Source organism: Pseudomonas sp. UYIF39 (assembly GCF_029963765.1).
In the GTDB taxonomy this organism is placed as follows: Bacteria; Pseudomonadota; Gammaproteobacteria; order Pseudomonadales; family Pseudomonadaceae; genus Aquipseudomonas.
In genome coordinates this window covers 24,859-44,650 of the sequence record NZ_JALBYU010000022.1, presented here as the reverse complement: position 1 = coordinate 44,650, position 19,792 = coordinate 24,859, and the positions used below count along the sequence as shown (strand labels likewise).

General features: G+C 59.7%; 17 protein-coding genes and 1 pseudogene. 8 read left to right on the top strand and 10 right to left on the bottom strand.

Going from position 1 to position 19,792, the window contains the following annotated elements; genetic code table 11:
- Window positions 1–33: 33 nt before the first annotated feature.
- The gene (locus tag MO767_RS24080) at window positions 34–459 is read right to left on the bottom strand and encodes a GNAT family N-acetyltransferase (RefSeq protein WP_282482552.1); all 426 of its coding nucleotides are present in this window, start codon (window positions 457–459) and stop codon (window positions 34–36) included.
- Window positions 460–630: 171 nt separating this feature from the next.
- On the opposite strand from MO767_RS24080, the gene MO767_RS24075 reads away from it, so the two are divergent.
- The gene (locus MO767_RS24075; RefSeq protein WP_282482551.1) at window positions 631–1,356 is read left to right on the top strand and encodes a tellurite resistance TerB family protein; all 726 of its coding nucleotides are present in this window, start codon (window positions 631–633) and stop codon (window positions 1,354–1,356) included.
- A gap of 190 nt (window positions 1,357–1,546) precedes the next feature.
- Here the strand turns inward: MO767_RS24075 and MO767_RS24070 are convergent, their stop codons facing one another.
- Entirely contained in the window at window positions 1,547–1,999 is a 453-nt protein-coding gene (locus MO767_RS24070; protein WP_282482550.1) for a cupin domain-containing protein, read from the bottom strand.
- Between the two features lie 193 nt (window positions 2,000–2,192).
- On the opposite strand from MO767_RS24070, the gene MO767_RS24065 reads away from it, so the two are divergent.
- Genes MO767_RS24065 through ligD form a run of 3 tightly spaced genes read left to right on the top strand, consistent with a single transcriptional unit; the run spans window position 2,193 to window position 7,172 of the window.
- Window positions 2,193–3,578, top strand: a complete 1,386-nt coding sequence (locus MO767_RS24065; protein ID WP_282482549.1) for an iron-containing redox enzyme family protein — start codon at window positions 2,193–2,195, stop codon at window positions 3,576–3,578.
- A 10-nt stretch (window positions 3,579–3,588) separates the two neighbouring features.
- Window positions 3,589–4,584, top strand: a complete 996-nt coding sequence (locus MO767_RS24060; RefSeq protein WP_282482548.1) for a class I SAM-dependent methyltransferase — start codon at window positions 3,589–3,591, stop codon at window positions 4,582–4,584.
- Complete coding sequence (ligD, locus tag MO767_RS24055; protein ID WP_282482547.1) at window positions 4,581–7,172, top strand: DNA ligase D; 2,592 nt, start codon at window positions 4,581–4,583, stop codon at window positions 7,170–7,172. The genes MO767_RS24060 and ligD overlap by 4 nt, the downstream gene beginning before the upstream one ends.
- Here ligD and MO767_RS24050 read toward each other — a convergent pair whose 3' ends face one another.
- The 3 genes from MO767_RS24050 to MO767_RS24040 form a co-directional block, all read right to left on the bottom strand.
- Window positions 7,173–7,862 (bottom strand): DUF3313 domain-containing protein, encoded by a 690-nt coding sequence (locus MO767_RS24050; protein ID WP_282482546.1) that lies wholly within the window; start codon window positions 7,860–7,862, stop codon window positions 7,173–7,175.
- 48 nt (window positions 7,863–7,910) lie between these two features.
- The gene (locus MO767_RS24045) at window positions 7,911–9,179 is read right to left on the bottom strand and encodes an outer membrane protein transport protein (protein ID WP_282482545.1); all 1,269 of its coding nucleotides are present in this window, start codon (window positions 9,177–9,179) and stop codon (window positions 7,911–7,913) included.
- A gap of 69 nt (window positions 9,180–9,248) precedes the next feature.
- Window positions 9,249–10,862, bottom strand: a complete 1,614-nt coding sequence (locus MO767_RS24040) for an arylsulfatase (RefSeq protein ID WP_282482544.1) — start codon at window positions 10,860–10,862, stop codon at window positions 9,249–9,251.
- A 351-nt stretch (window positions 10,863–11,213) separates the two neighbouring features.
- On the opposite strand from MO767_RS24040, the gene MO767_RS24035 reads away from it, so the two are divergent.
- The 3 genes and pseudogenes from MO767_RS24035 to MO767_RS24025 form a co-directional block, all read left to right on the top strand.
- A complete protein-coding gene (locus MO767_RS24035) occupies window positions 11,214–12,032 on the top strand; it encodes a DUF2092 domain-containing protein (protein ID WP_282482543.1) in 819 nt (272 codons plus the stop codon).
- A 16-nt stretch (window positions 12,033–12,048) separates the two neighbouring features.
- Window positions 12,049–12,864 carry a hypothetical protein gene (locus tag MO767_RS24030; RefSeq protein WP_282482542.1) on the top strand — a complete coding sequence of 272 codons (816 nt, stop codon included), beginning with the start codon at window positions 12,049–12,051 and terminating at the stop codon, window positions 12,862–12,864.
- 91 nt (window positions 12,865–12,955) lie between these two features.
- Window positions 12,956–13,450, top strand: a pseudogene (locus MO767_RS24025) (transporter); the annotation flags it as partial.
- A 20-nt stretch (window positions 13,451–13,470) separates the two neighbouring features.
- On the opposite strand, the gene MO767_RS24020 reads toward MO767_RS24025, so the two are convergent.
- A complete protein-coding gene (locus MO767_RS24020) occupies window positions 13,471–13,926 on the bottom strand; it encodes a glycine zipper 2TM domain-containing protein (protein ID WP_282482541.1) in 456 nt (151 codons plus the stop codon).
- 215 nt (window positions 13,927–14,141) lie between these two features.
- Between MO767_RS24020 and MO767_RS24015 the strand changes: the two genes are divergently transcribed.
- Window positions 14,142–14,816 carry a DUF3313 domain-containing protein gene (locus tag MO767_RS24015; protein ID WP_282482540.1) on the top strand — a complete coding sequence of 225 codons (675 nt, stop codon included), beginning with the start codon at window positions 14,142–14,144 and terminating at the stop codon, window positions 14,814–14,816.
- A gap of 52 nt (window positions 14,817–14,868) precedes the next feature.
- On the opposite strand, the gene MO767_RS24010 is transcribed toward MO767_RS24015, so the two are convergent.
- The 4 genes from MO767_RS24010 to MO767_RS23995 form a co-directional block, all read right to left on the bottom strand.
- The gene (locus MO767_RS24010) at window positions 14,869–16,455 is read right to left on the bottom strand and encodes an AMP-binding protein (RefSeq protein WP_282482539.1); all 1,587 of its coding nucleotides are present in this window, start codon (window positions 16,453–16,455) and stop codon (window positions 14,869–14,871) included.
- A 42-nt stretch (window positions 16,456–16,497) separates the two neighbouring features.
- A complete protein-coding gene (locus tag MO767_RS24005) occupies window positions 16,498–17,274 on the bottom strand; it encodes an SDR family NAD(P)-dependent oxidoreductase (protein WP_129436716.1) in 777 nt (258 codons plus the stop codon).
- A gap of 72 nt (window positions 17,275–17,346) precedes the next feature.
- The gene (locus MO767_RS24000; protein ID WP_282482538.1) at window positions 17,347–18,504 is read right to left on the bottom strand and encodes an acyl-CoA dehydrogenase family protein; all 1,158 of its coding nucleotides are present in this window, start codon (window positions 18,502–18,504) and stop codon (window positions 17,347–17,349) included.
- A 10-nt stretch (window positions 18,505–18,514) separates the two neighbouring features.
- Complete coding sequence (locus tag MO767_RS23995; protein ID WP_282482537.1) at window positions 18,515–19,762, bottom strand: thiolase family protein; 1,248 nt, start codon at window positions 19,760–19,762, stop codon at window positions 18,515–18,517.
- Window positions 19,763–19,792 lie beyond the last annotated feature (30 nt).

Below are 19,792 nucleotides of genomic sequence, written 5' to 3'. Positions count from 1 at the left end.
CTCAAGAGCAGTGATCGGCAGCAGACAGGATCATTACAGCGCCTTGCTCATGAACACCCGACTCGTGCCTGGCGGGTCGCAAGGCACTTCGCCGAAGCGCTGCCAGCCGTGTTTTTCATAGAACTGCGGGGCCTGGAAACTGAGGGTATAGAGCACCGCCGAGCGGCAACCGCGACGACGACCTTCGTCCTCATACGCTTTGAGCAGTCGAGAGCCGAGCCCGGAGCCTCGCAGTGACTCGGGCAAGTAGAACAGATCTAGAAACAGCAGTCCGAGCGACGTTCGCCCGGTGATACCGCCCAGCACTTGATGGGTGTCCGGATCACGGACCGTGACCGCCAGCGACTGGCGGTCGTTGACTCCAGTCATCTGATCATTGAAGGCACTCAGCCCGGCGCTGAGTACGTGCTCGACTTCAGGTTCGATGACGTCGCTGACGACAATCAGAGTGCGGTCCATGTGTTCGTTGATCCTTTGGGCATCGGGTTTGCGAGAGTAGAACACTCGCAGCCGATGGTCATCAGGGGCAAGGGCGATAAGGGGTTCACGTCAGCCAAACGGTGGTGGCGCATTTGTCGGCGAGGACTATCGTTGCCTGACTGGATCACTCCAACCGATGAGGACATCGTCATGAACACCAGCGATCTGCTCGAACAACTTCTGCGGGCCGGCCAGGGCTCAATGTCGCAACAGGGTGGCGGTGGCGCGTCGGCTCAAGGTGGTCTCGGCGGTCTCGGTGGATTGCTCGGTGGCCTGTTGGGCGGTGGTGCCCGTTCAAGCGCCGGGGGCGGTGGCCTGGGTGGGTTGCTCGGTAGTCTGCTGGGCGGTGGCTCAACCATGGGTGGTTCGACTCAGACCCGCTCGGGTGGAGGCACCAACTACGCGGCGCTGGCTTCGCTCGGAATGATGGCATTCCAGGCCTATCAAGCCTGGCAACGCAGCCAGGCCTCGGCACCGCAACAGGCACCACGCACTGTCGACTTGTTGTCCGGCCCGGAAGTCGAGGACCACAGCCATGCAATTCTCCGGGCATTGATTGCAGCGGCGAAGGCCGACGGGCGGATCGACGATGCCGAGAAGCAAATGATCAGTACCGAAATCGGTCGCCACACGGATGACCCAGAGCTCCAGCAATGGCTGGAAGACGAAGTCGCACGGCCGCTGGATGCCGCCGATGTGGCGCGGTCGGCCACCGATTCAGGCATGGCGGCGGAGATGTACCTGGCCAGTGTGATGCTGGTGGACGATCAGCAGGACGCCGAACGCAGCTATCTGGATGAACTGGCTGCGGCGCTGAGTATCGATCCGGAGCTGCAAGTGCATCTGGAACAACAGGCCAGAGGTGGCACTGTTTGAGGTTCATCCACAAAAAAGTTGGCTGTCAGGTTGCCTTCGCGTGCAAGTCGAATCGTCGCACCGCCGCTCCCACATTAGATCTTCAGTGAATGCATTTTTTGTGTTCAATACAGATCCAGTGTGGGAGCGGCGGTGCGACGATTCGACTTGCTCGCGAAGAACGATGACGCGGTGATGCTGGTTGCAACGCCTACGAGGTCATGGGGGCTTTTGGCACCAGAAACGTAACCCCGAAACTCTCGGCGATCTCCAGTATCCGCGGCAAATCCTGCGGCACTTTGAGCTGATCCATCGCGGCAAAGAACTGACCACCGAGCGGATCAGACACCACACCGATCATCTTCGCTGTCGCACTGATGTTCTTGTAAGCATGAACAGTCCCAGCAGGAATATGCACATAACCCCCGGGGAAAACGGTGGTGGCCTTGCCCGCAACTGTCACTTCCACCTGCCCGTCAATCACGTAGAACGCTTCGTCCCAAGGGTGAAAGTGCGGAGGTGGCCCGCCGCCTTGCACGCCTTCCTGAATATGCACTTCAAAAGGTTTGCTCAGATCCCCGCCCGCGAGAATGGTGATGGCTTCACCCACGACGTTGACCGGGTCGGGTTTTTTTTCGGGCTCGATGACATGAACCATTCGCATGATTGCTCTCCGAAGGGTGTGTCCGCACCCTTTGAGTATATTCACTTGATCTTGCGCCGGGTGCTGCGGCGTTGCCCGCCTGTCCGGGCAATTTCAACGCCGATTGAATTTTTTTCCGGGGATGTCGCTCTGCTGATGTAGAGACGTGCTGATTCAGCTTCCTGCCATTGGCCTCAGACCGAGAGACTACCCCATGACTGCCCTGACACGACTTGAATCCCGGCCGACCCACGAACGCTCGATCCCGACCGCCGGCAGCCTGAAACGTATCTACGAACAGTTATTGCTGAGCGACGATATCGAACACCAGCGCGCACTCGGCAAGACTTTCCTCCAGGCTCAACTTGCGCACGCGGCGAACCTGCCCGAGGACATGCCGCACGACCTGTCGGCACTGCCAACCTTTGTCGAACAGCACTGCGCCGAGGTGGCACGCCAATACGCCGACTACCTGCAAATGCGCAAGGACGGCGGCCCGCGGCAGTTCTTCACTAACAAGGCGCATGCGCTGTATTTCCTGCAAGCCGTTGCCCCGACCAAGCTCGTGGACGGCGCGTGGCTGTATGGCCTGCTGCGGCACTGGCATGATCCGCGTTTCGAAGGCCTGATTTGCACCTATCTGGAAGAGCTGGGCGACGGCAACCCGGCGCAAAATCATGTGGTGATTTACCGCAAGCTGCTCGCCGAACATGGCTTGCTGGACAACGCGTTTATCCCGGACGAGCGTTACCTGCAAGGCGCGGTGCAATTGGCGCTGGGGTATTGCAGCGACGATTTTCTGCCGGAGGTGATCGGCTACAACCTCGGTTATGAACAATTGCCGCTGCACTTGCTGATCAGCGCCTATGAACTCAGTGAGCTGGGTATCGATCCGTACTACTTCACCCTGCACGTGACCATCGACAATGCCAGCACCGGCCACGCGCAAAAGGCCGTGCAGTCGGTGCTGCAATTGTTGCCGGTGGAAGGCGACCGTGAAGACTTTCTGCGCAGGGTTGCGTTGGGTTATCGGCTCAACGATCTGGGGCAGGGCAGTCGCGCGATCATCGAGTCGTTCGACCTGTACGGCGAGTTGCTGAGCATGCTTGAGCGCAAGCGCCCGTTTGGTCAGCACATGCATTCCGACTACTGCCGGTTTGAAGGCAAGACCGTCAATCAATGGTTGTCGTCGCCGGAGCAGTTGCCAGGCTTCCTCAGCGCGATGGAAAACAAGGGCTGGATCAAGCGTCACCAGGACCCGCAAGCCAGCCGTTTCTGGCAATTGGTCGAGGGCGACGGCGCGGCCATGTTCGGGGTGTTCAGCCCCTACGAAAAACAGCTGCTGCACGACTGGATTGCCGGAGACTGGCGACCTGAGCGAGCGCCGGCTGCGGTTCGACGCGGTAGCAGTGCCGCGACCGAACCACCAGTGCCCGTCAATGACCCGGATGTCCAAAGCCTGCACGCTACACTTAAAGGGCTTGCCGCCGACGAGCAAATGCAGGTTTTGATTCCGTGGCTGTCCGCCCATCGGCACGCCCACCCCGCTGGCCTGATGGCCACGCGACGGTTCATCGAACTCAAATCCGGTTTTCGATAGGGAGCCCTTCATGAATCAGGAAGAACACCTTAGCGCCGCCGATCTGGCCTTACTGCAACTGGGGCGCCGCTTGCAGGCTGACGGTTACCGTTTCATCACGCCAACGCCGCTGACCCATCAGCGGGTCAATGATCGCTCCTTTGGGCAAAGCGCCCGGACCCTGCGCGAAGTCTTCGGCTGGTCGCGGCCGTTTGAGCCCGGTCTGTTGTCGGTGGATGAGCAGCGGCAGTTGCAACAGGCAGGCGTCCTCGAAGAATGCAATGGTCGACTGAAAAGTCATGTGCGCTGGTCAAGCCTTGATGACCTGTTGTTCGTGCATTCGGGTTACCCCACTGATGCCGCTGACGCGGTGTTCTTCGGCCCCGACACTTATCGCTTTGCACGACTGATTCATGCCCATCTGCAACAGAGCTTCGCGCCGATCAGGCGCGCCGTGGACATTGGTTGCGGCGCCGGTGTCGGGGCGATTGTGATTGCCCGCGCGCGCCGTGAAGCCGAGGTGCTGGCCGTGGACATCAACCCGTTGGCGTTACGCATGACGGCAGTCAATACCGCGCTCGCCGAAGTGGCTAACGTCAGCATCGAGGCCAGCGATGTGCTGAAGGACGTCGACGGCCACTTCGACTTGATCGTCGCCAATCCGCCCTACATGGCCGACCCGGCCGAGCGTGCTTACCGGCATGGCGGCGGGGCGCTGGGCGCGCAATTGTCGTTGCGCATTGTCGAGCAAGCCCTGTATCGCTTGGCCCCCGGTGGGTCCCTGGTGCTGTACACGGGCGTGGCGATGATCGATGGCCTCGACCCGTTTCTGGATGCGGTGACGCCGCTTCTGGAATCGCCGATGTTCGGCTGGACTTACCGCGAACTCGACCCCGATGTGTTCGGTGAAGAACTGTTGACCCCTGACTATCAGCGAGTGGAACGAATTGCCGTCGTCGCCCTGATTGTCACGCGTATCGGCCCGGGCATCGGGGGCACCGTGACCTCATCAACCGGTGCGCCATGACCAGGAGCCTGGACGATTACAATCGCATGCGCGATTTCTCGGCAACCTCTGAACCGGCCGCCGGTAAACGTTCGGGCAAAAAAACCGCGAAAGACCATGCCTTGCAGTTCTGCATCCAGAAGCACGACGCCTCGCGCCTGCATTACGACTTTCGCCTGGAGCTCGATGGCGCGCTGAAAAGCTGGGCAGTGCCCAAAGGTCCTTCACTGGACCCCAAGATCAAGCGCCTGGCGGTGCACGTAGAAGACCATCCGATTGATTACGCCACCTTCGAGGGCAGCATTCCCGAAGGGCATTACGGTGCCGGCGACGTAATCGTCTGGGACCGGGGGGTGTGGATTCCTCAGGACGATCCGGCCAAGGCCTATGCCAAGGGCAAGCTCAAATTCGAGCTGAAAGGCGAGAAGCTCGGCGGCCTGTGGAATCTGGTGCGCACGCACATGCCGGGCAAGCAGGAGCAATGGTTTCTGATCAAGCATCAGGACGGCGCGGCCAAACCCGAAAGCGATTACGACGTGGTCGCCGCCGAGCCCGACAGCGTGCTAAGTGACCGGACCATCGTTGCCAAAAAGCCGAAGACGGCTGCCAAACCCAAACCCGTCAAAAAACCCGCCGCCCCGGCGCGCAAGGAAAAGTCGGCGCCATTGGCGGGCGCCCGCAAAGCCAATTTGCCGGAGCTGCTCAAACCGGAACTGGCGACGCTGGTCGAAAAAGCCCCGGGCGGCGAGTGGAGCTATGAGATCAAGTTCGATGGCTATCGGATCTTGGCGCGCATCGACCACGACGAAGTCAAACTGTTCACCCGCAACGGCCACGACTGGACCCACAAACTGCCCAGACAAGCCGAGGCGTTGGCGGCACTGGGTCTCGAATCCGCCTGGCTCGACGGGGAAATGGTGGTCGCCGACGAGCAGGGTGTGCCGGACTTTCAGGCCTTGCAAAACGCCTTCGACTCGGGCCGCAGCGGCAACATCGTCTACTACCTGTTCGACATGCCTTACCTCAACGGCGTGGACCTGCGCGAGGTGCCTGTCGAGGAGCGAAGGGTTGCGCTGTCGACCGTGCTAAACCCCAACAAAGACCCGCTGCTGCGCTTCTCCGATGCCTTTAGCGAAGAACCGGACGCCTTGCTCAACAGCGCCTGCCAAATGCAGATGGAAGGGCTGATCGGCAAGCGTCTGGGTTCACCTTACGTTTCTCGACGGAGCAGCGACTGGATCAAGCTCAAGTGCAAGCATCGGCAGGAATTTGTGGTCGTCGGTTTCACCGACCCAAAAGGCTCGCGCAATGCCTTCGGCGCGCTGTTGCTGGGGTTGCATGACCGCGACAGCGGTGAGTTGCGTTACGCGGGCAAAGTCGGCACCGGGTTCAACGAGACGACGCTCAAGCGCATCTACGAGCAACTGAAACCGCTGCAAAGCAAAAAGATTTCGGTGGTCAATCCGCCGAGCGGTTTTGATGCCAAGGGTGTGCACTGGCTCAAGCCTACGCTGCTGGCGGAGGTCGCTTTTGCCGAAATGACCAAGGAAGGTTCAGTTCGTCATGCGGTGTTCCATGGCTTGCGTGACGACAAACCTGCCGAAGACATTACCGAGGAGCGTGCGAAAGCCGTGAAGACTTCAGCCGCGAAAAAAGCCACTACCGAAAAACCTTCCACCCCTGCCAAAAAGAAAGCCGCTCCCGCGCCCTCACAAATCGGCCTGGGCGAGGGCAAGGTCCGCATCACTCACCCGGATCGGGTGATCGACGCCAGCAGCGGAACCACCAAGGTGCAACTGGCGGAGTATTACGCCAGCGTCGCCGAATGGATTTTGCCCGAACTCAAGAACCGGCCCGTGGCGCTGGTTCGCGCTCCGGACGGCATTGCCGGCGAACTGTTTTTCCAGAAGAACGCCGAGCGCCTGGCCATTCCGGGGATCACCACCCTGGACAAGGCACTCACCGGCCAACCGGTGATGATCATCAACAACGCCGAAGCCCTGATTGGCGCCGTGCAGATGAGTACCGTTGAGCTGCACACCTGGAACGCCACCTCGGACAACCTCGACAAACCCGACCGCTTCGTCCTCGACCTCGACCCGGACCCGGCGCTGCCCTGGAAAAGCATGGTCGAAGCCACCCAGCTAACCCTCTCGGTACTCGATGAGCTGGGGCTCAAGGCGTTCCTCAAGACCAGCGGTGGCAAAGGGATTCACCTGGTGGTGCCATTGACTCGCAAGCTGGGTTGGGATGAGGTGAAAGACTTCAGCCACGCGATTGTCAGCCACATGGCCAAGTTGTTGCCGGAGCGTTTTTCCGCCGTGTCGGGCCCGAAGAACCGCGTCGGGCGGATCTTCATCGATTACCTGCGCAACGGCCTTGGCGCCACGACCATCTGCGCCTACGCCGTGCGCACTCGTGAGGGGCTGCCAGTGTCGGTGCCGATCTTTCGTGAAGAGGTTGCAGAGCTCAAGGGTGGCAATCAGTGGAACGTGCACACTGTGCAAGGACGCCTGGCCGAGGTCGGGGATGAGCCTTGGGCGGATCTTGAGAAAACCCGTCAAACCATCACCGCCGACATGCGTCGGCGGGTTGGTATGAAGAAATAATCAGTAGCCCTGGGGCTTGCTGATGAACGCCTGCATATCGGTGGTCAGTTTATCGATCGCCGCTTTGAAATCCTTGGCGGTAACCTTCTGGCTCTCGTTCGAAAGCTGGGTGCCGAAGACTTTGCGCACCACTTTGGCCACTGTCTGATTGGTTTTCGCGTCGATGAACTCGGCTTCGATGAACAGGTTAGTGTCCTGGTCCCGGTGACCGGTTGCTGCCTGTGTTGCCCCGACCACTGCCGCGATCGGTACCACTTCATACCACTTCATGCCTTCGTTGGAGGCACTCACGCCGGTGATTGCTGCGCGCATGATCAGGGTTTTTGAGCCTTTGGGGGCCGAGCCAGCGCTGGAGACCACGCGGTATTTCTGCCCCAGCGTACTTTTGGCTTTGCTGGTCATGTAGTTCTGAATGTCGCTGAGCGTCTGCTGGTTAACCTGCTCATTGGGCTTGGGCGCCGGGTAGAGCTCCAGTTTGTTGAAAACCACCGTGTCATACGCATTCGGATTCCACGACGGGCTCACCCAGCGCATCGCTGTTCCGCCGCTGGGGGTGCTCACTTCTTGCAGGTTGTTATAGCTGGACAGGAAGCCGGAATATTGCTCTTTCTCCGTCACTTTCGAAGTGCAACCGCCGAGCAGCAGGCCGGCCATTGCAGCGCCAACGAACAATTTGCGGGACAGATTCATAGTGGTGTGTGCTCCATGGATTAAGTCGTTTTTTTCGGTATCAGGGCATCAGAATCGCCAGGTCATGTTTCCGGTCACGGCTTGAATCCAGGCATTGTCGAATTGACCTGAAATTCGATTGCCGGACGTTGATTTGGTCTGGTCGACCGGCATATCACCGAGCCAGACCAACGCCCAACTGACGTTGACGTCGGTGTCCTTATTCAGAGCATAGGTGGCTCCTGTCGCAATGCGCCAGGATTCGGCCATTGGCACAGTTACAGTGCGATCACTGTCCGAGACGGCGCTGCTGTCGTAAGCCACTCCGACGTTCCACAACAATTGTGGCGTGGCCTGGTATTGCGCGCCGAGCGCCAGTTGCCAGGTGTCTTTGTAGTTGGCATCAATCGTGGTCGATCGGGCATCGACCGCTGTGGTGTCGACCTGGACCCCGACCTCGCCGAACTCTGACCAGTCCTGCCAATTGACCGAGGCGAGCAAGGCCCACTGCCGGTCGAGTTGCTGGAACAGGCTCAGGGTGACGGTTTGTGGCACGGTTATGTCGAGTTGGGTGTTCAGGCCGTTCAATCGATCCAGCGCCGGGCCATTACCTTTGACGTCTAGCCCGTCCTCAAACTGCAGATCGACCTTGCTGGTGTAAGCCAGGCCAATGCGCGTGCCGACTTGCGGCGCGTAGATCACCCCCACATTCGCGCCAAAACCCCAATCCTTGTCTTTGTACTTGAACTGGCCGTCGCTGCGGTCGGTAAGGCCGAACGGCGAGCGGTCAATCGCGGTGTCGGATTGCAGCATGCCGTACATGGCTTTCACGCCGACGCCCACCGACCATTGCTCGTTAAAGCGATAAGCCACGCTGGGTACAAAAGATAAACCGCCGAGGCTGGCGTTCTGCGCGAAATAGCGCCCGGACCAGTCGTTGTCGTAATTCTCCGCCAATCCGAAGTCAGCATACTGGCCGAAGCCAACGCTCCAGTGGTCATCGAGTTGATGGCTGATGAAGAAACTACCGCCGGGAATGGGGTCGAGGGCGTTGCCACTGCCGCTACCCGGGACGTTGGTGTTGTCGTCGCGATTGAACTTGAGGTTGCCGTAGAGCACTTGTAGACCGCCGGTGATTTGCGTGCCTGGCAGGTAACTCATGCCCGCCGGGTTACTGGCGATGGTCGAGGGACCTTGAGCGCGGGCCGCTGCACCGGCGTTGGCCAGGCCGGCGTTATCAGTGCCGATTTCGTAGAGCATGAGACCGCCGGCACACGCTTGCTGACAGCACAACGCAAGCAAGGTGAAGGCGGGCAGGGCGGATGTTTTTATCTGCATTGGGTTACCTCAGCAAATGTCCTTCCCGAACGCGGATGGCCAGCGTTGGCCACCCGTTGACTCGACTGCTTACTTGGCCATTTCCGCCCGAGCGGCTGCGATCTTGGCTTTGACGGAGTCGAGGTTGAAGCTCGCGCCTTTTTGCATCGGCGGGAATTCAATCGCGGTTTCAGCCAGCTTGGCGACCTGCTGCTGGACGAACACGAACCGCCAGAACTGGAACTTGAACCAGTCGAAGTACTGCTGGGACCCTTGCGCTGACTGGTTTTCCGGCCAGCCCATACGTTCGAACGGGTCGAGACGAAGGTTGGTCAGGATCGGTACATCGACCGCCAATTTGGCGCCCATCCAGCCACCTGGTTGTTCAATGAAGCGGTACTTGTAGTCATCGATCCGTACCGCACCGAGCGCACTCTCGCCAAAGTAGAAGATTTCATGCCGGTTCGACGGACCTTTGCCGGTGATCATCGGCGTCTGGTCGTAGCCGTCCAGGTGCACCTTGTACGTGGTATCGCCCAATTGTTTGCCCTTGAGCAGTTCGGTAGTGATGTTCGGATTACCGGCTGCCGCGACCAGGGTCGGGAACCAGTCCATACCGGACATGATGCCGTTTGCCACCGTATTGACCGGTACTTTGCCCGGCCAGCGAATGATCGCCGGCACCCGGAAACCACCTTCCATCACTGTGCCCTTGCCCATGGCAAACGGGGTGGTGCCGCCATCCGGCCAGGTGAAGTTTTCCGCGCCGTTGTCGGTGGTGAAAATCACGATGGTGTTGTCATCCATGCCGTCTTTTTTCAGCTTGGCCATCACGTCGCCGACGATATCGTCGAGCTGTGCCATGCCTGCTTCCTGTTCTGACCAGCCATTTTGCGAATTGCGCATGGCCTCATATTTGTCGGAGAGGTGCGTGACGATGTGCATGCGGGTGGGGTTGAGCCAGAGGAAGAACGGTTTATTGTCCTGCTTGGCCTTGTCCACAAAGGCAAATGCCTTGTCACGAATCTCTTCGTCGATGGTTTTCATCCGTTCCGGATACAGCGTTCCGGCGTCTTCGATCTTCTGTTTGCCGACCTTGCCCCAACGTGGCATCACTGTCGTATCGTCAGTCGCCGCGGCCCAACTGTGAACCATGTTGCGCGGCCCCACGGTGGCGAGCAGTTCCTGCGGATAGTTGGGGTGCGCCGGATCTTCCATGGCGTCCAGGTGGTAGAGGTAACCGAAGAACTCGTCGAAACCGTGGACGGTGGGCAGGAATTCGTTGAGGTCGCCCAAGTGATTCTTGCCGAACTGGCCGGTGGAATAACCCATGGCTTTCAGTGTGGTGGCAATGGTGACCGCTTCGGCGGGAATACCAATGGGAGAACCGGCCTGGCCGACCGTGGTCATGCCGGTGCGGATCGGCAGTTCACCGGTAATGAAATTAGCGCGCCCGGCTGTACAACTGGCCTCGGCGTAGTAGTCGGTGAAACGCATGCCTTCAGCAGCGAGCTGGTCGAGGTTGGGTGTTCGACCAGCCATCATGCCCTGGTTGTAGACACCGATATTGGACCAGCCGATATCGTCGCCCATGATCACCACAATATTCGGTGATTTGTCCGCCGCTTGGGTCATGCCGGGGAGAACTATTGCAGACAACAGCACTGATACAGCGAACACCGAGGATAACTTTTTCCGGTTCATGTTGAGCTCCTGTGCACTAGCGTTAGTACTCTGAGACGAGTCCCCGACCGCTCATGAAATTTTGGATCCCCCGAAAAGAGAGTAGGTACGAATTGCGAATTATCCAGTGACTGATTTCCCGCCCGTGGACTGTTGTTTCATGGGGCTTACAGTTTGGTCGGCGACATCTCATCCAGATAAGAATGCCCGGTTCGGTCATAGCGTCGGTTTTGCTTGCTGATTGAATGGCGAGCATCATCAAACCGGGTGTTGCAGCTTGGGAGTTCGCGTGGCACGGAAAATTAATCCGTTGCGGTTTTACTTCCGCAGCTACGCTTAAGAGCCTGACTTGGTCTCTGCGGAGAGCAAGCGATGTCACACCTTCTACAGCGTGTCCGGTTGTTCTCTCTCGGTTGGGTCATAAGCTTGTTTGCAGCTCCTTTGTATGCGGCCCAACCCGCTGCCGTTGATGCTCCAGCAGTTCAACTGGAGCCCAAGGCGCTGGAGGTCTTGAAGGCCATGAGCGCCAGGCTGGCAGGCGCCCAAGGCATGAGTTTCAAGGCCGTCACCACTTACGAGAAGCCCAGCCGGCTGGGGCCACCCTTGGCCTATAACACTGTTGCACTCGTCAATGTACAGCGGCCCGATCGCCTGCGCGTGTTGACCTCGGGCGATGGCCCTGCGACCGAGTTTTACTACGACGGCAAGCAAGCCTATGCCTTTGAACCGAAGGAAAACCTGTTGGCGCAGGCAGAGGCGCCTCCCACCATCGATGCAACCCTTGAGGCGGCCTATCAGCGAGCGGCAATCTATTTTCCCTTTACCGATGTCATCGTTGCCGATCCCTACAAGGATCTGCAAAGGGACATGCGCCTGGCGTTTTACATCGGTCAGTCCACGGTGGTCGGCGATACCACGACGGATGTGATTGCCTACGCCAATGACGTGGTGTTCGTCCAAGCCTGGGTCGGTACGCAAGACAAGCTGCCGCGCATGCTGCGTGCGGTGTTTCGTGACGATCCTACCCAATCCCGGCATCAGGTCGCGTTCAGTGACTGGAAGCTTGGTTCGGCGCTGTCTGCGGACTTCTTCAAGCCAGAGCACATTGAGAATGCACACCGGATTCAGTTTGCTCCGCCGCCCGACCTGCGCGCCCCGGAAGGGGTTAAAGCACCGGTCGCAAAACCTTGAGCGAGGAGACTGAACCATGAACAGATCTACCTTGAAATTCACCGGCCTGTTAGTCGCGGCGCTCACCTGTAATCAAGCGGCGGCCTGGTCGCACGCTTCCAGCTTCGGGCGCTCTTCCGGTGGCGGTGGCTCCTGGAGTCACTCCGGTGAATACGGGTCGGCTTCGGGCGGCGGTGGCAGTTGGAGCGGAGAAAGCAATCGAGGCGGATCGGCGTCCGGCGGTAGTGGCAGCTGGAGCGGATCAGGCTATCGCGGCGGATCGGCCTCGGGTGGTGGCGGTAGTTGGAGCGGCAAAGACGAAAATGGTGGCACCGCCTCCGGGGGCGAGGGTTCGTGGCATGGCACCGGAGCCGAAGGAGGTACGGCTTCCGGCGGTGAGGGCACGTGGCATGCCCAGGGTGAAAATGGTGCCACTGCCAGCGGCTACCATGCGAACGGATATGGTACGACGGCCTACCATCCGGCGACCTATGGCACCAGCTACTATCACCCGCCGACCGCTGTCTATGCCAGCAGCGGCTGCTACAACTGCGGTTATAACGAGGGCGTGAATCCCGCCGCCGCGGCAGCGGCAGGGGTGGTGGCTGGCGCCGCCATCGCCACAACGGCCAATCAAAATGCAAACAACAACGCCTACGGGGCGGGCTATAGCGCGGGAATGTCGGCCTCCGCACCGTCGACCATGCCCATGGGCACGACCTTTGTCAGTCTTCCCTCTGGATGTGGGCTGAAGACCGTTTCAGGCGCTACTTTTTACCAGTGCGGAAATTCTTGGGTACGGCCTGCCTACGGAGCCAACGGTGTTTTCTACACTGTGGTGCCAATGCCCTAATCAAGAAGGAGCAACCACAAGAGTGGTTCACTGATCGATAGCAGTTGATTCCGTCGGGAGTTAAAACAGGCCGATCAATCAACCGAAGTATCTGCTGCTCAGTTGCAGTGTTTGCCTTGCACCTGTGGGGCTGGCCCACGCGGAAGATTCTGCCGAACTGGCCAAAAAAGCCCTCAATCCGATTGCGGCGATGTATAGCCTGCCGATCCAGTACACCTGTGACCAGAAGATGGGGCCGACGGGCGAGGGCATGCACAGTGTGACCAATATCCAGCCGGTGCTGCCATTCGAATTGAACAGTGAGTGGAACCTGATTTCGCGCAATGGCTGGATCCTTGGGGGCGGACCGGCGATCCTGATTCCCACCGGCAGCGATAGTCTGTTGAGCAGTCGCCAATGGGGGCTTGGTCCCACGGTGGTGGCACTGAAACAATCGTGCGGCTGGACCCGAGGCATTCTGGCCAACCACATCCGGAGCCTGAATGGTGAGGGGTCAAATGGTGCACAGAAGGTTAACCAGACGTTCCTGCAACCGTTCCTGTCGTACACCACCGCCACCTACACCACCTTCGGGGCCAATACCGATGATTGTTCTGTTTGCGCCATTTAGCTTTGCGGAACAACCCGGGCGTCGTTCCCGGAGCCTTCGATGTAAACGTTCATGCCTTTGCTCAGCGCCGGGTTGATCGGCTGAGTCACTGATACGAGCACACCACTTCTCACCCGAACGATGATCTGTTGCGCTTCCTTGGGTTGGTCATAACGTTTTTTTTCCGCGTAGTTGCCACCGGCTGCACCGGCAAGGGCACCGGCTACCATGGCGACATCCCGACCCGTGCCGCTGCCGATCAGACTGCCGATGCCGACGCCGGCGAGCCCGCCAAGAATGGCCCCGACCCCGCTGTCGTGATTGGTTTGCATCTGTGTGAGCACGATCTGTTCGATCTTGCCCGAGCGAATCTCTGTCTCGCCGGGGCCTCCGCTGCCGGCTCCTACGGTGGCACAGGCACTGAGCACCAGACTTGCCAGTGCGATCGTTAGCCAGGAAGCAGTGGTTTTCATTTTCGAGCTCCGTCATTCAGGGAATGGGGTTGATTCAAACGCATCGCACCACGTGAGAAAAAAGCCTAGCACAAGGTATTCCAGACGCCGGGGCCGAGCCGTTAGACGGTTCGCCAGAGCACATGGACATTCCAGCGGGTTCAACAATACTCAAGGACTGGCTCACACCCGTCAGTACGTCCGCCAAGTCGTGTCACTCTCAGGAGATCGGATCAATGAACATGCGCTGTCAATGGCTGGTCAGTGTCGCATTGGTTGGCCTGCTGCTCGCAGGTTGTACCTCCCAAGTGACACAGGAGCAGCAGTATTCAGGGTTTCTGCCCAGCTACGAGGGTTTGCAGGAGTTGAAGTCGCCCACGGGGCAGCCAGTGATGCGCTGGGTAGCTCCGGGCTTCGCCCCCGACGCCTATTCAACGGTGGTGTTTAACGGGTTGCAGTTTTATCCCGCCCCCCAGCCCAATGAACGGGTGAACAGGCAGACGCTGCAAGAGTTGCAGGCTTACACCAGCGCTAATGTAAAAAGCGTCCTCGAAGAAAAATACCGCGTGGTGCCGGCCATGAAGGATGTACGGCCGGGTAAACGAACGCTGATTTTACGCGCGGCGATTACCGGGGTGACGGCCACCAGCGAGGGCATGCGCTGGTATGAAATTGTGCCGGTGGCGGCAGTGGTCGGGGCGACCGAGGCGGCAACAGGCCATCGCGATCAGAACACTGAGTTGTTTATCGAGGCCGAGTTCATCGATGCCGCTTCCGGGTTGCCGGTGCTCAAAGTGGTGCGCAAGGTCTTTGGCGAGACCTTGAAGAACGCCAGTCAGCCCATCACCGCCGAAAATTTCAAGGCGGCGATCAGAGGCATGACCAGCGACATGCGCACGCTCATGATGTAGGACATGTGTAGGGGTCAGCGCCTGCTCCAGCGAGCAGACGCTACGCCGCACCTCAACTGATCTTGCGCAACGAACCCTGCCAGTATTTTTCCCGTACTTGTCGGCGCAGTACTTTGCCGACCACTGAGGTGGGAAGTTCATCGACAAACACCAGCGATTTCGGCGCCTTGTAGCCGCCCAGTCGGGTACGGGTCTGTGCGATCAATTCTTCTGAAGTGACCGCTTCCCCCTGACGCAGGATCACTTCGGCATGGACCGCTTCACCCCATTCCGGATGCGGAATACCGACCACTGCCGCCATCAGCACCGATGGGTGCGCTGCCAGCGCGGCCTCGACTTCCACCGCATAGACGTTGAATCCGCCGCTGATGATCATGTCCTTGAGCCGATCAACGATGTACAGGTAGCCGTCGCCATCGATGTAACCCAAGTCGCCGGACTTCCATGCGCCATCGTCGAATTCCGCCGCCGTCGCTTCAGGGTTTTCGTAGTAGCCCTTGATGGTCGCTTTGCAGCGAATGCGGATTTCGCCGGTTTCGCCAACCGGCAGCGGGTTGCCGTCGAGGTCGGCAATAAACACTTCGACGCCTGGGGTCGGGCGGCCTGCCGACGACAAGTGTTGCAGCGCAGCGGCATCACCGGGCTGGTGCGCGGCCTTGTCGAGCGCCGCGATGATCATTGGCGACTCGGTGGCGGCGTAGCCCTGGACGAAAATCTGCCCGAAACATTCCACCAGTTCGCCGAGCTTGTCCGGACTCATCGGTGCCGCGCCATAGATCAGCGTGGTCAGGGACGAAAAGTCTTTCGGGTCGGCGCGCTGCAACTCCAGCAGGCGGTAAAGTACGGTTGGCACCAGGAACGAATGGCTAACGCGCTCACTTTCGACAATCTGCCGCCAGCATTCCATGTCCAACTGGTTCAGCGTGATGTTGGTGCCACCGCCGTAAACCGTGGGAAAGAACAGCATTAGCGTGCCGTGTGACAGCGGCGACACATGCAGCAGCCGTGTCGCGCTGGACAATCCCAGGTCGGTGTTGATGAACGCTGCATCACGGCAGGCCATCCAGTTATCGATGGAGTACATCGCGCATTTGCCCTTGCCGGTGGTGCCACCGGTGAAGCGCAACATGCAGGTGTGCTGGTCGGTATCGAGGGCTACGTCGTTGTCCAGGTCGGAGGCGGCTTCCACCATTGGCCAGAAACTGTGCACGCCGGGGAGGGTGGACTGTTCGGCGGTGGGCGGGTCCATCACGACGATCTCGCAACCGCGGCTGCGCAGCATGCCGTAGTAGCTGTCCAGCAGGCGGGTTTCCAGGAACACCACGCGCGGTTTGACCAGATCGATCTGGCGCGCGTGCTCATCGAGCGGGTCGCGCAGGTTGGTCATGACCACCGTGCCTTCCTGCTTGAAGGTGCTGGGAAACATCATCAGGCTGAGGTTGTCGTTTTCCAGGATCAGCATGAAGCGTTCGCCTGCGCGAACCTGCAGCACGCTGCGCAGAACATCGGCCACGCGGTTGGTCAGCAGATGGTATTGCTCATAGGTGAAGCGCCGATTGCGCTCAACGTTGACGATCGCCTCTTGGTCGCGATGACGCAGCGCGAGCAAGCGCATGATTCGGCTGAAATTCATTTTCATGGTGTGTTGGCCCTGTATGACTGGCTCAAGAGAACGAGGCGTTTACCGGGCACGCATGCGCGAGGCGGCGTCGAGGCGGATGGTCTCGCCGTTGACGTAGGCGTTCTCGATCAGGAAGGCACAGCAATGGGCGAACTCGCGCATGTCACCCAAGCGCTTGGGCGCTTCCATCTGTTCTTTCAGGGAATTGAGGATTTTCTCGTCGAGGCCGGCCACCATGGTGGTCAGGAACAGGCCGGGCGCGATGGCGTTGACCCGAACCCCAATCGCACCCAGTTCACGTGCGGCCGGCATGTTCATGCCGATCACGCCCGCCTTGGTCGCGGCGTAAGCACACTGACCCACTTGGCCTTCATACGCGGCACCGGACGACACGTTGATGACCACACCGCGCTCTTCGCCAGCTTCGGCTTCGTTGTTGGCCATGTGCTCGGCGCACTTGGACATGACGTTGAACACGCCATTGAGGTTGATCGCCGTGGCTTGAGCGAAACGCGACAGCGGCGCCGCCTTGCCTTCCTTGCCCAACACTTTGAAACCGGTCGGCACGGCCGCGCCGTTGATGCACACATGAATCGCGCCGAATCTGGCGATGACGGTATCGACTGCGTTCTGCACCGAGGCTTCATCGCTGACGTCGGTCTGCACGAACATCGCGCGGTCGGCGCCGATCTCGGCGACGGCTTTTTCCCCGGCTTCGATGTTCAGGTCGAAAATCGCCACGCGGGCGGCTTTCTCGCCCGCCATGTAATGCGCGGTAGCCAAGCCCAGGCCCGAGGCGCCGCCGGTGATTACGATGACTTTGTCTTGAATACGCATGAATGTGTCCCTGTTCGCTGCCCGGCTCGCAGGAGCCGGGTTGTTATTGTTAGGTGTGGAACTGACGGTTGATCAGAACGCGTTGACCCCAGTCAGGGCGCGGCCAATGATCAGTTGCTGGATCTGCGTGGTGCCTTCCGGAATCGGCACGATGATCGCTTCACGGGCCAGTTTCTCGACCAGGAAGTCGGTGGTCACACCGGCGCCGCCGTGGATCTGCACGGCTTGACGGGCGATGGTCACCGCGGCTTCGCAGGCAAAGTATTTGGCCATGGCCGCTTCCATTTCTGCCGGGATGCCGGCACCGATCATCTCGGCGGCGCGGTAGGTCAGCAGGCGGGCGGCATCCACGTTGGTGGCCATTTCCGCCAGCATGGCGCTGATCAATTGGTGGCCGGCGATCAACTTGCCGTGCTGCTTGCGCTCCTTGGCGTAACGCACGGCTTCTTCCAGCGCGCGACGGCCGATACCCAGGCCTTGAGCGGCGACAAACACCCGCGAGCGCTCGAAGAACGACAGGGTGTTTTTCAACGCTTCGCCTTCGTTGCCGATGATGTTGCTGGCCGGAACACGCACGTCGTTGAGGAAAATCTGCGCGGTGGACTGGCTGTTCCAGGCCATTTTGTGGATGTTCTGGACTTCGTACGGATGCTCTTTGCGGTCCAGCAGGAAGTGAGTCAAACCTTTGCGTGGGTCATCGCCGGTACGGCAGGTGCAGATCAGGAAGTCGGAGTAGGAACCGTTGCTGATCCAGGTTTTCTCGCCATTGATGATGAAATCGTCGCCATCGCGACGGGCGCGGGTCTTGATTTCCAGTACGTTGGAGCCGACGTCCGGTTCCGAGATGGCGACGCTGACGAACGAATCGCCGCTGATCAGGCCCGGCAGGTAACGCTCGCGCAGATGATCCGGGGCGAGTTTTTCCAGCATCTGTGCGCCGAAGGAGTTGATGACCACCGGCGTCGACAGGTCCACCGAGCAGGCGGCGACTTCTTCGAACAACATGGTCATGGTCGGCCAGTCCAGGCCCAAACCGCCATTGGCTTCACTGACCGCGCCCGAGACCATGCCGAACTCTACGAGCTGGCGCATCATCTCGGCCATTTTCTCTTTGGGCATGAACTTGTCGCGGTATTCCTTGTTGAACACCGGGTCGATCTTGTCGGCCAGGAAGCGACGGAAACTCTCGACGGCTTCGAGTTGTTCCGGGGTGCGCATGACGTGTCCCATGGGGTTCTCCTTAAATGTTTTTGTTGGCGAGAATGTTGACGGCGACCACGGCTTCTTCGATGCCGAACAGGCCACCACCGTTTTCCTGAATGGCAATGCGCGCGCCTTCGACCTGGCGCTTGCCGGCTTCACCGCGCAGTTGCGTGACCAGTTCATGGATTTGGCCAAGACCGGTGGCGCCGATCGGGTGGCCCTTGGATTCGAGGCCGCCGGACGGGTTGATCGGCAGGCGCCCGCCGACGGTGAAGTCACCGCGTTCGGCCGCCGGGCCACCTTCGCCGAAGGGCACCAGCATCAGCGATTCGGCATTGAGGATTTCACCGATGGCCGAGGCGTCATGGACTTCCGCGACGTTGACGTCGGAAGGGTTGATGCCGGCCTGGGCGTAGGCTTTTTTCGCCGCCAGGTGGGCAACGATTTTTTCCGGCTCATCGAGACCACGGTTACTGCCGGTTTGCACCACGCTGGCGAGCACGCGCACGGCGCGATCACCGTCGTTCTTCAAGCGCTTGAGGCCTTCGGCGTTGCACAGCAGAACGGCCGCGGCACCGTCGCTGATCGGCGAGCACATCAGGGTGGTGAGCGGGTAGCAGATCGCTGCCGAGGCCAACACTTCATCAATGCTGAACGCTTGTTGGAACTGGGCCAGAGGGTTGTTCACCGAGTGCTGGTGGTTCTTTGCGGCCACTGCGGCGATCTGCCGTTGCGTGGTGCCGTAACGCAGCATGTGGTTGCGCGCAATGGAGGCATACACGTCCATGAACACGCTGTAAGGGCGCTCGGAAACGGTGCCCGGCGGTGGCACGATGCCTTCGCCCATGGCCAGCAGGGTGTGTTTGTTCTGCTCGACCGTGGACACGTCCCAGCCGCCGTCGAACACAGCGAACATCTTCGCTTTGTCGGTGATGTTCATCTTCTCGGCGCCGACCGCCAGGGCGATGTCGCACTGACCGGCGCGCAGTGCCAGGGTAGCAAGGTTGAACGCCGAAGAACCGGACGCGCAGGCGTTCTCGACCGAGAACACCGGTACCCCTTCGATGCCGATGCGACGCATGGCGATCGGACCGGGAATACCGGTCTGCCCCTGCAACATGCCATTGGTCATGGTGCTGTAGTACACCGAGCCGACGTCAGCGGTGGTGGCGCCGGCATCTTTCAGCGCCAGGCCCACGGCTTCGTCGACCATGTCGTAGACGCTGCGGTCCAGCAAGCGACCAAACGGCGTCATGCCGACGCCCACTACGTAGATATCGTTCATTGTCTGTTCCTGAGATGGCGGGGACGTGGC

Bases quoted from the DNA above. Each gene is read 5' to 3' on its own strand.
- ligD (WP_282482547.1), top strand. From the start codon at position 4,581: ATGACCAGGAGCCTGGACGATTACAATCGCATGCGCGATTTCTCGGCA.
- MO767_RS24040 (WP_282482544.1), bottom strand. From the start codon at position 10,862: ATGAACCGGAAAAAGTTATCCTCGGTGTTCGCTGTATCAGTGCTGTTG.
- MO767_RS24005 (WP_129436716.1), bottom strand. From the start codon at position 17,274: ATGCGTATTCAAGACAAAGTCATCGTAATCACCGGCGGCGCCTCGGGC.
- MO767_RS24065 (WP_282482549.1), top strand. From the start codon at position 2,193: ATGACTGCCCTGACACGACTTGAATCCCGGCCGACCCACGAACGCTCG.
- MO767_RS23995 (WP_282482537.1), bottom strand. From the start codon at position 19,762: ATGAACGATATCTACGTAGTGGGCGTCGGCATGACGCCGTTTGGTCGC.
- MO767_RS24035 (WP_282482543.1), top strand. From the start codon at position 11,214: ATGTCACACCTTCTACAGCGTGTCCGGTTGTTCTCTCTCGGTTGGGTC.
- MO767_RS24060 (WP_282482548.1), top strand. From the start codon at position 3,589: ATGAATCAGGAAGAACACCTTAGCGCCGCCGATCTGGCCTTACTGCAA.
- MO767_RS24070 (WP_282482550.1), bottom strand. From the start codon at position 1,999: ATGCGAATGGTTCATGTCATCGAGCCCGAAAAAAAACCCGACCCGGTC.
- MO767_RS24030 (WP_282482542.1), top strand. From the start codon at position 12,049: ATGAACAGATCTACCTTGAAATTCACCGGCCTGTTAGTCGCGGCGCTC.
- MO767_RS24000 (WP_282482538.1), bottom strand. From the start codon at position 18,504: ATGGGACACGTCATGCGCACCCCGGAACAACTCGAAGCCGTCGAGAGT.
- MO767_RS24045 (WP_282482545.1), bottom strand. From the start codon at position 9,179: ATGCAGATAAAAACATCCGCCCTGCCCGCCTTCACCTTGCTTGCGTTG.
- MO767_RS24050 (WP_282482546.1), bottom strand. From the start codon at position 7,862: ATGAATCTGTCCCGCAAATTGTTCGTTGGCGCTGCAATGGCCGGCCTG.
- MO767_RS24080 (WP_282482552.1), bottom strand. From the start codon at position 459: ATGGACCGCACTCTGATTGTCGTCAGCGACGTCATCGAACCTGAAGTC.
- MO767_RS24075 (WP_282482551.1), top strand. From the start codon at position 631: ATGAACACCAGCGATCTGCTCGAACAACTTCTGCGGGCCGGCCAGGGC.
- MO767_RS24015 (WP_282482540.1), top strand. From the start codon at position 14,142: ATGAACATGCGCTGTCAATGGCTGGTCAGTGTCGCATTGGTTGGCCTG.
- MO767_RS24020 (WP_282482541.1), bottom strand. From the start codon at position 13,926: ATGAAAACCACTGCTTCCTGGCTAACGATCGCACTGGCAAGTCTGGTG.
- MO767_RS24010 (WP_282482539.1), bottom strand. From the start codon at position 16,455: ATGAAAATGAATTTCAGCCGAATCATGCGCTTGCTCGCGCTGCGTCAT.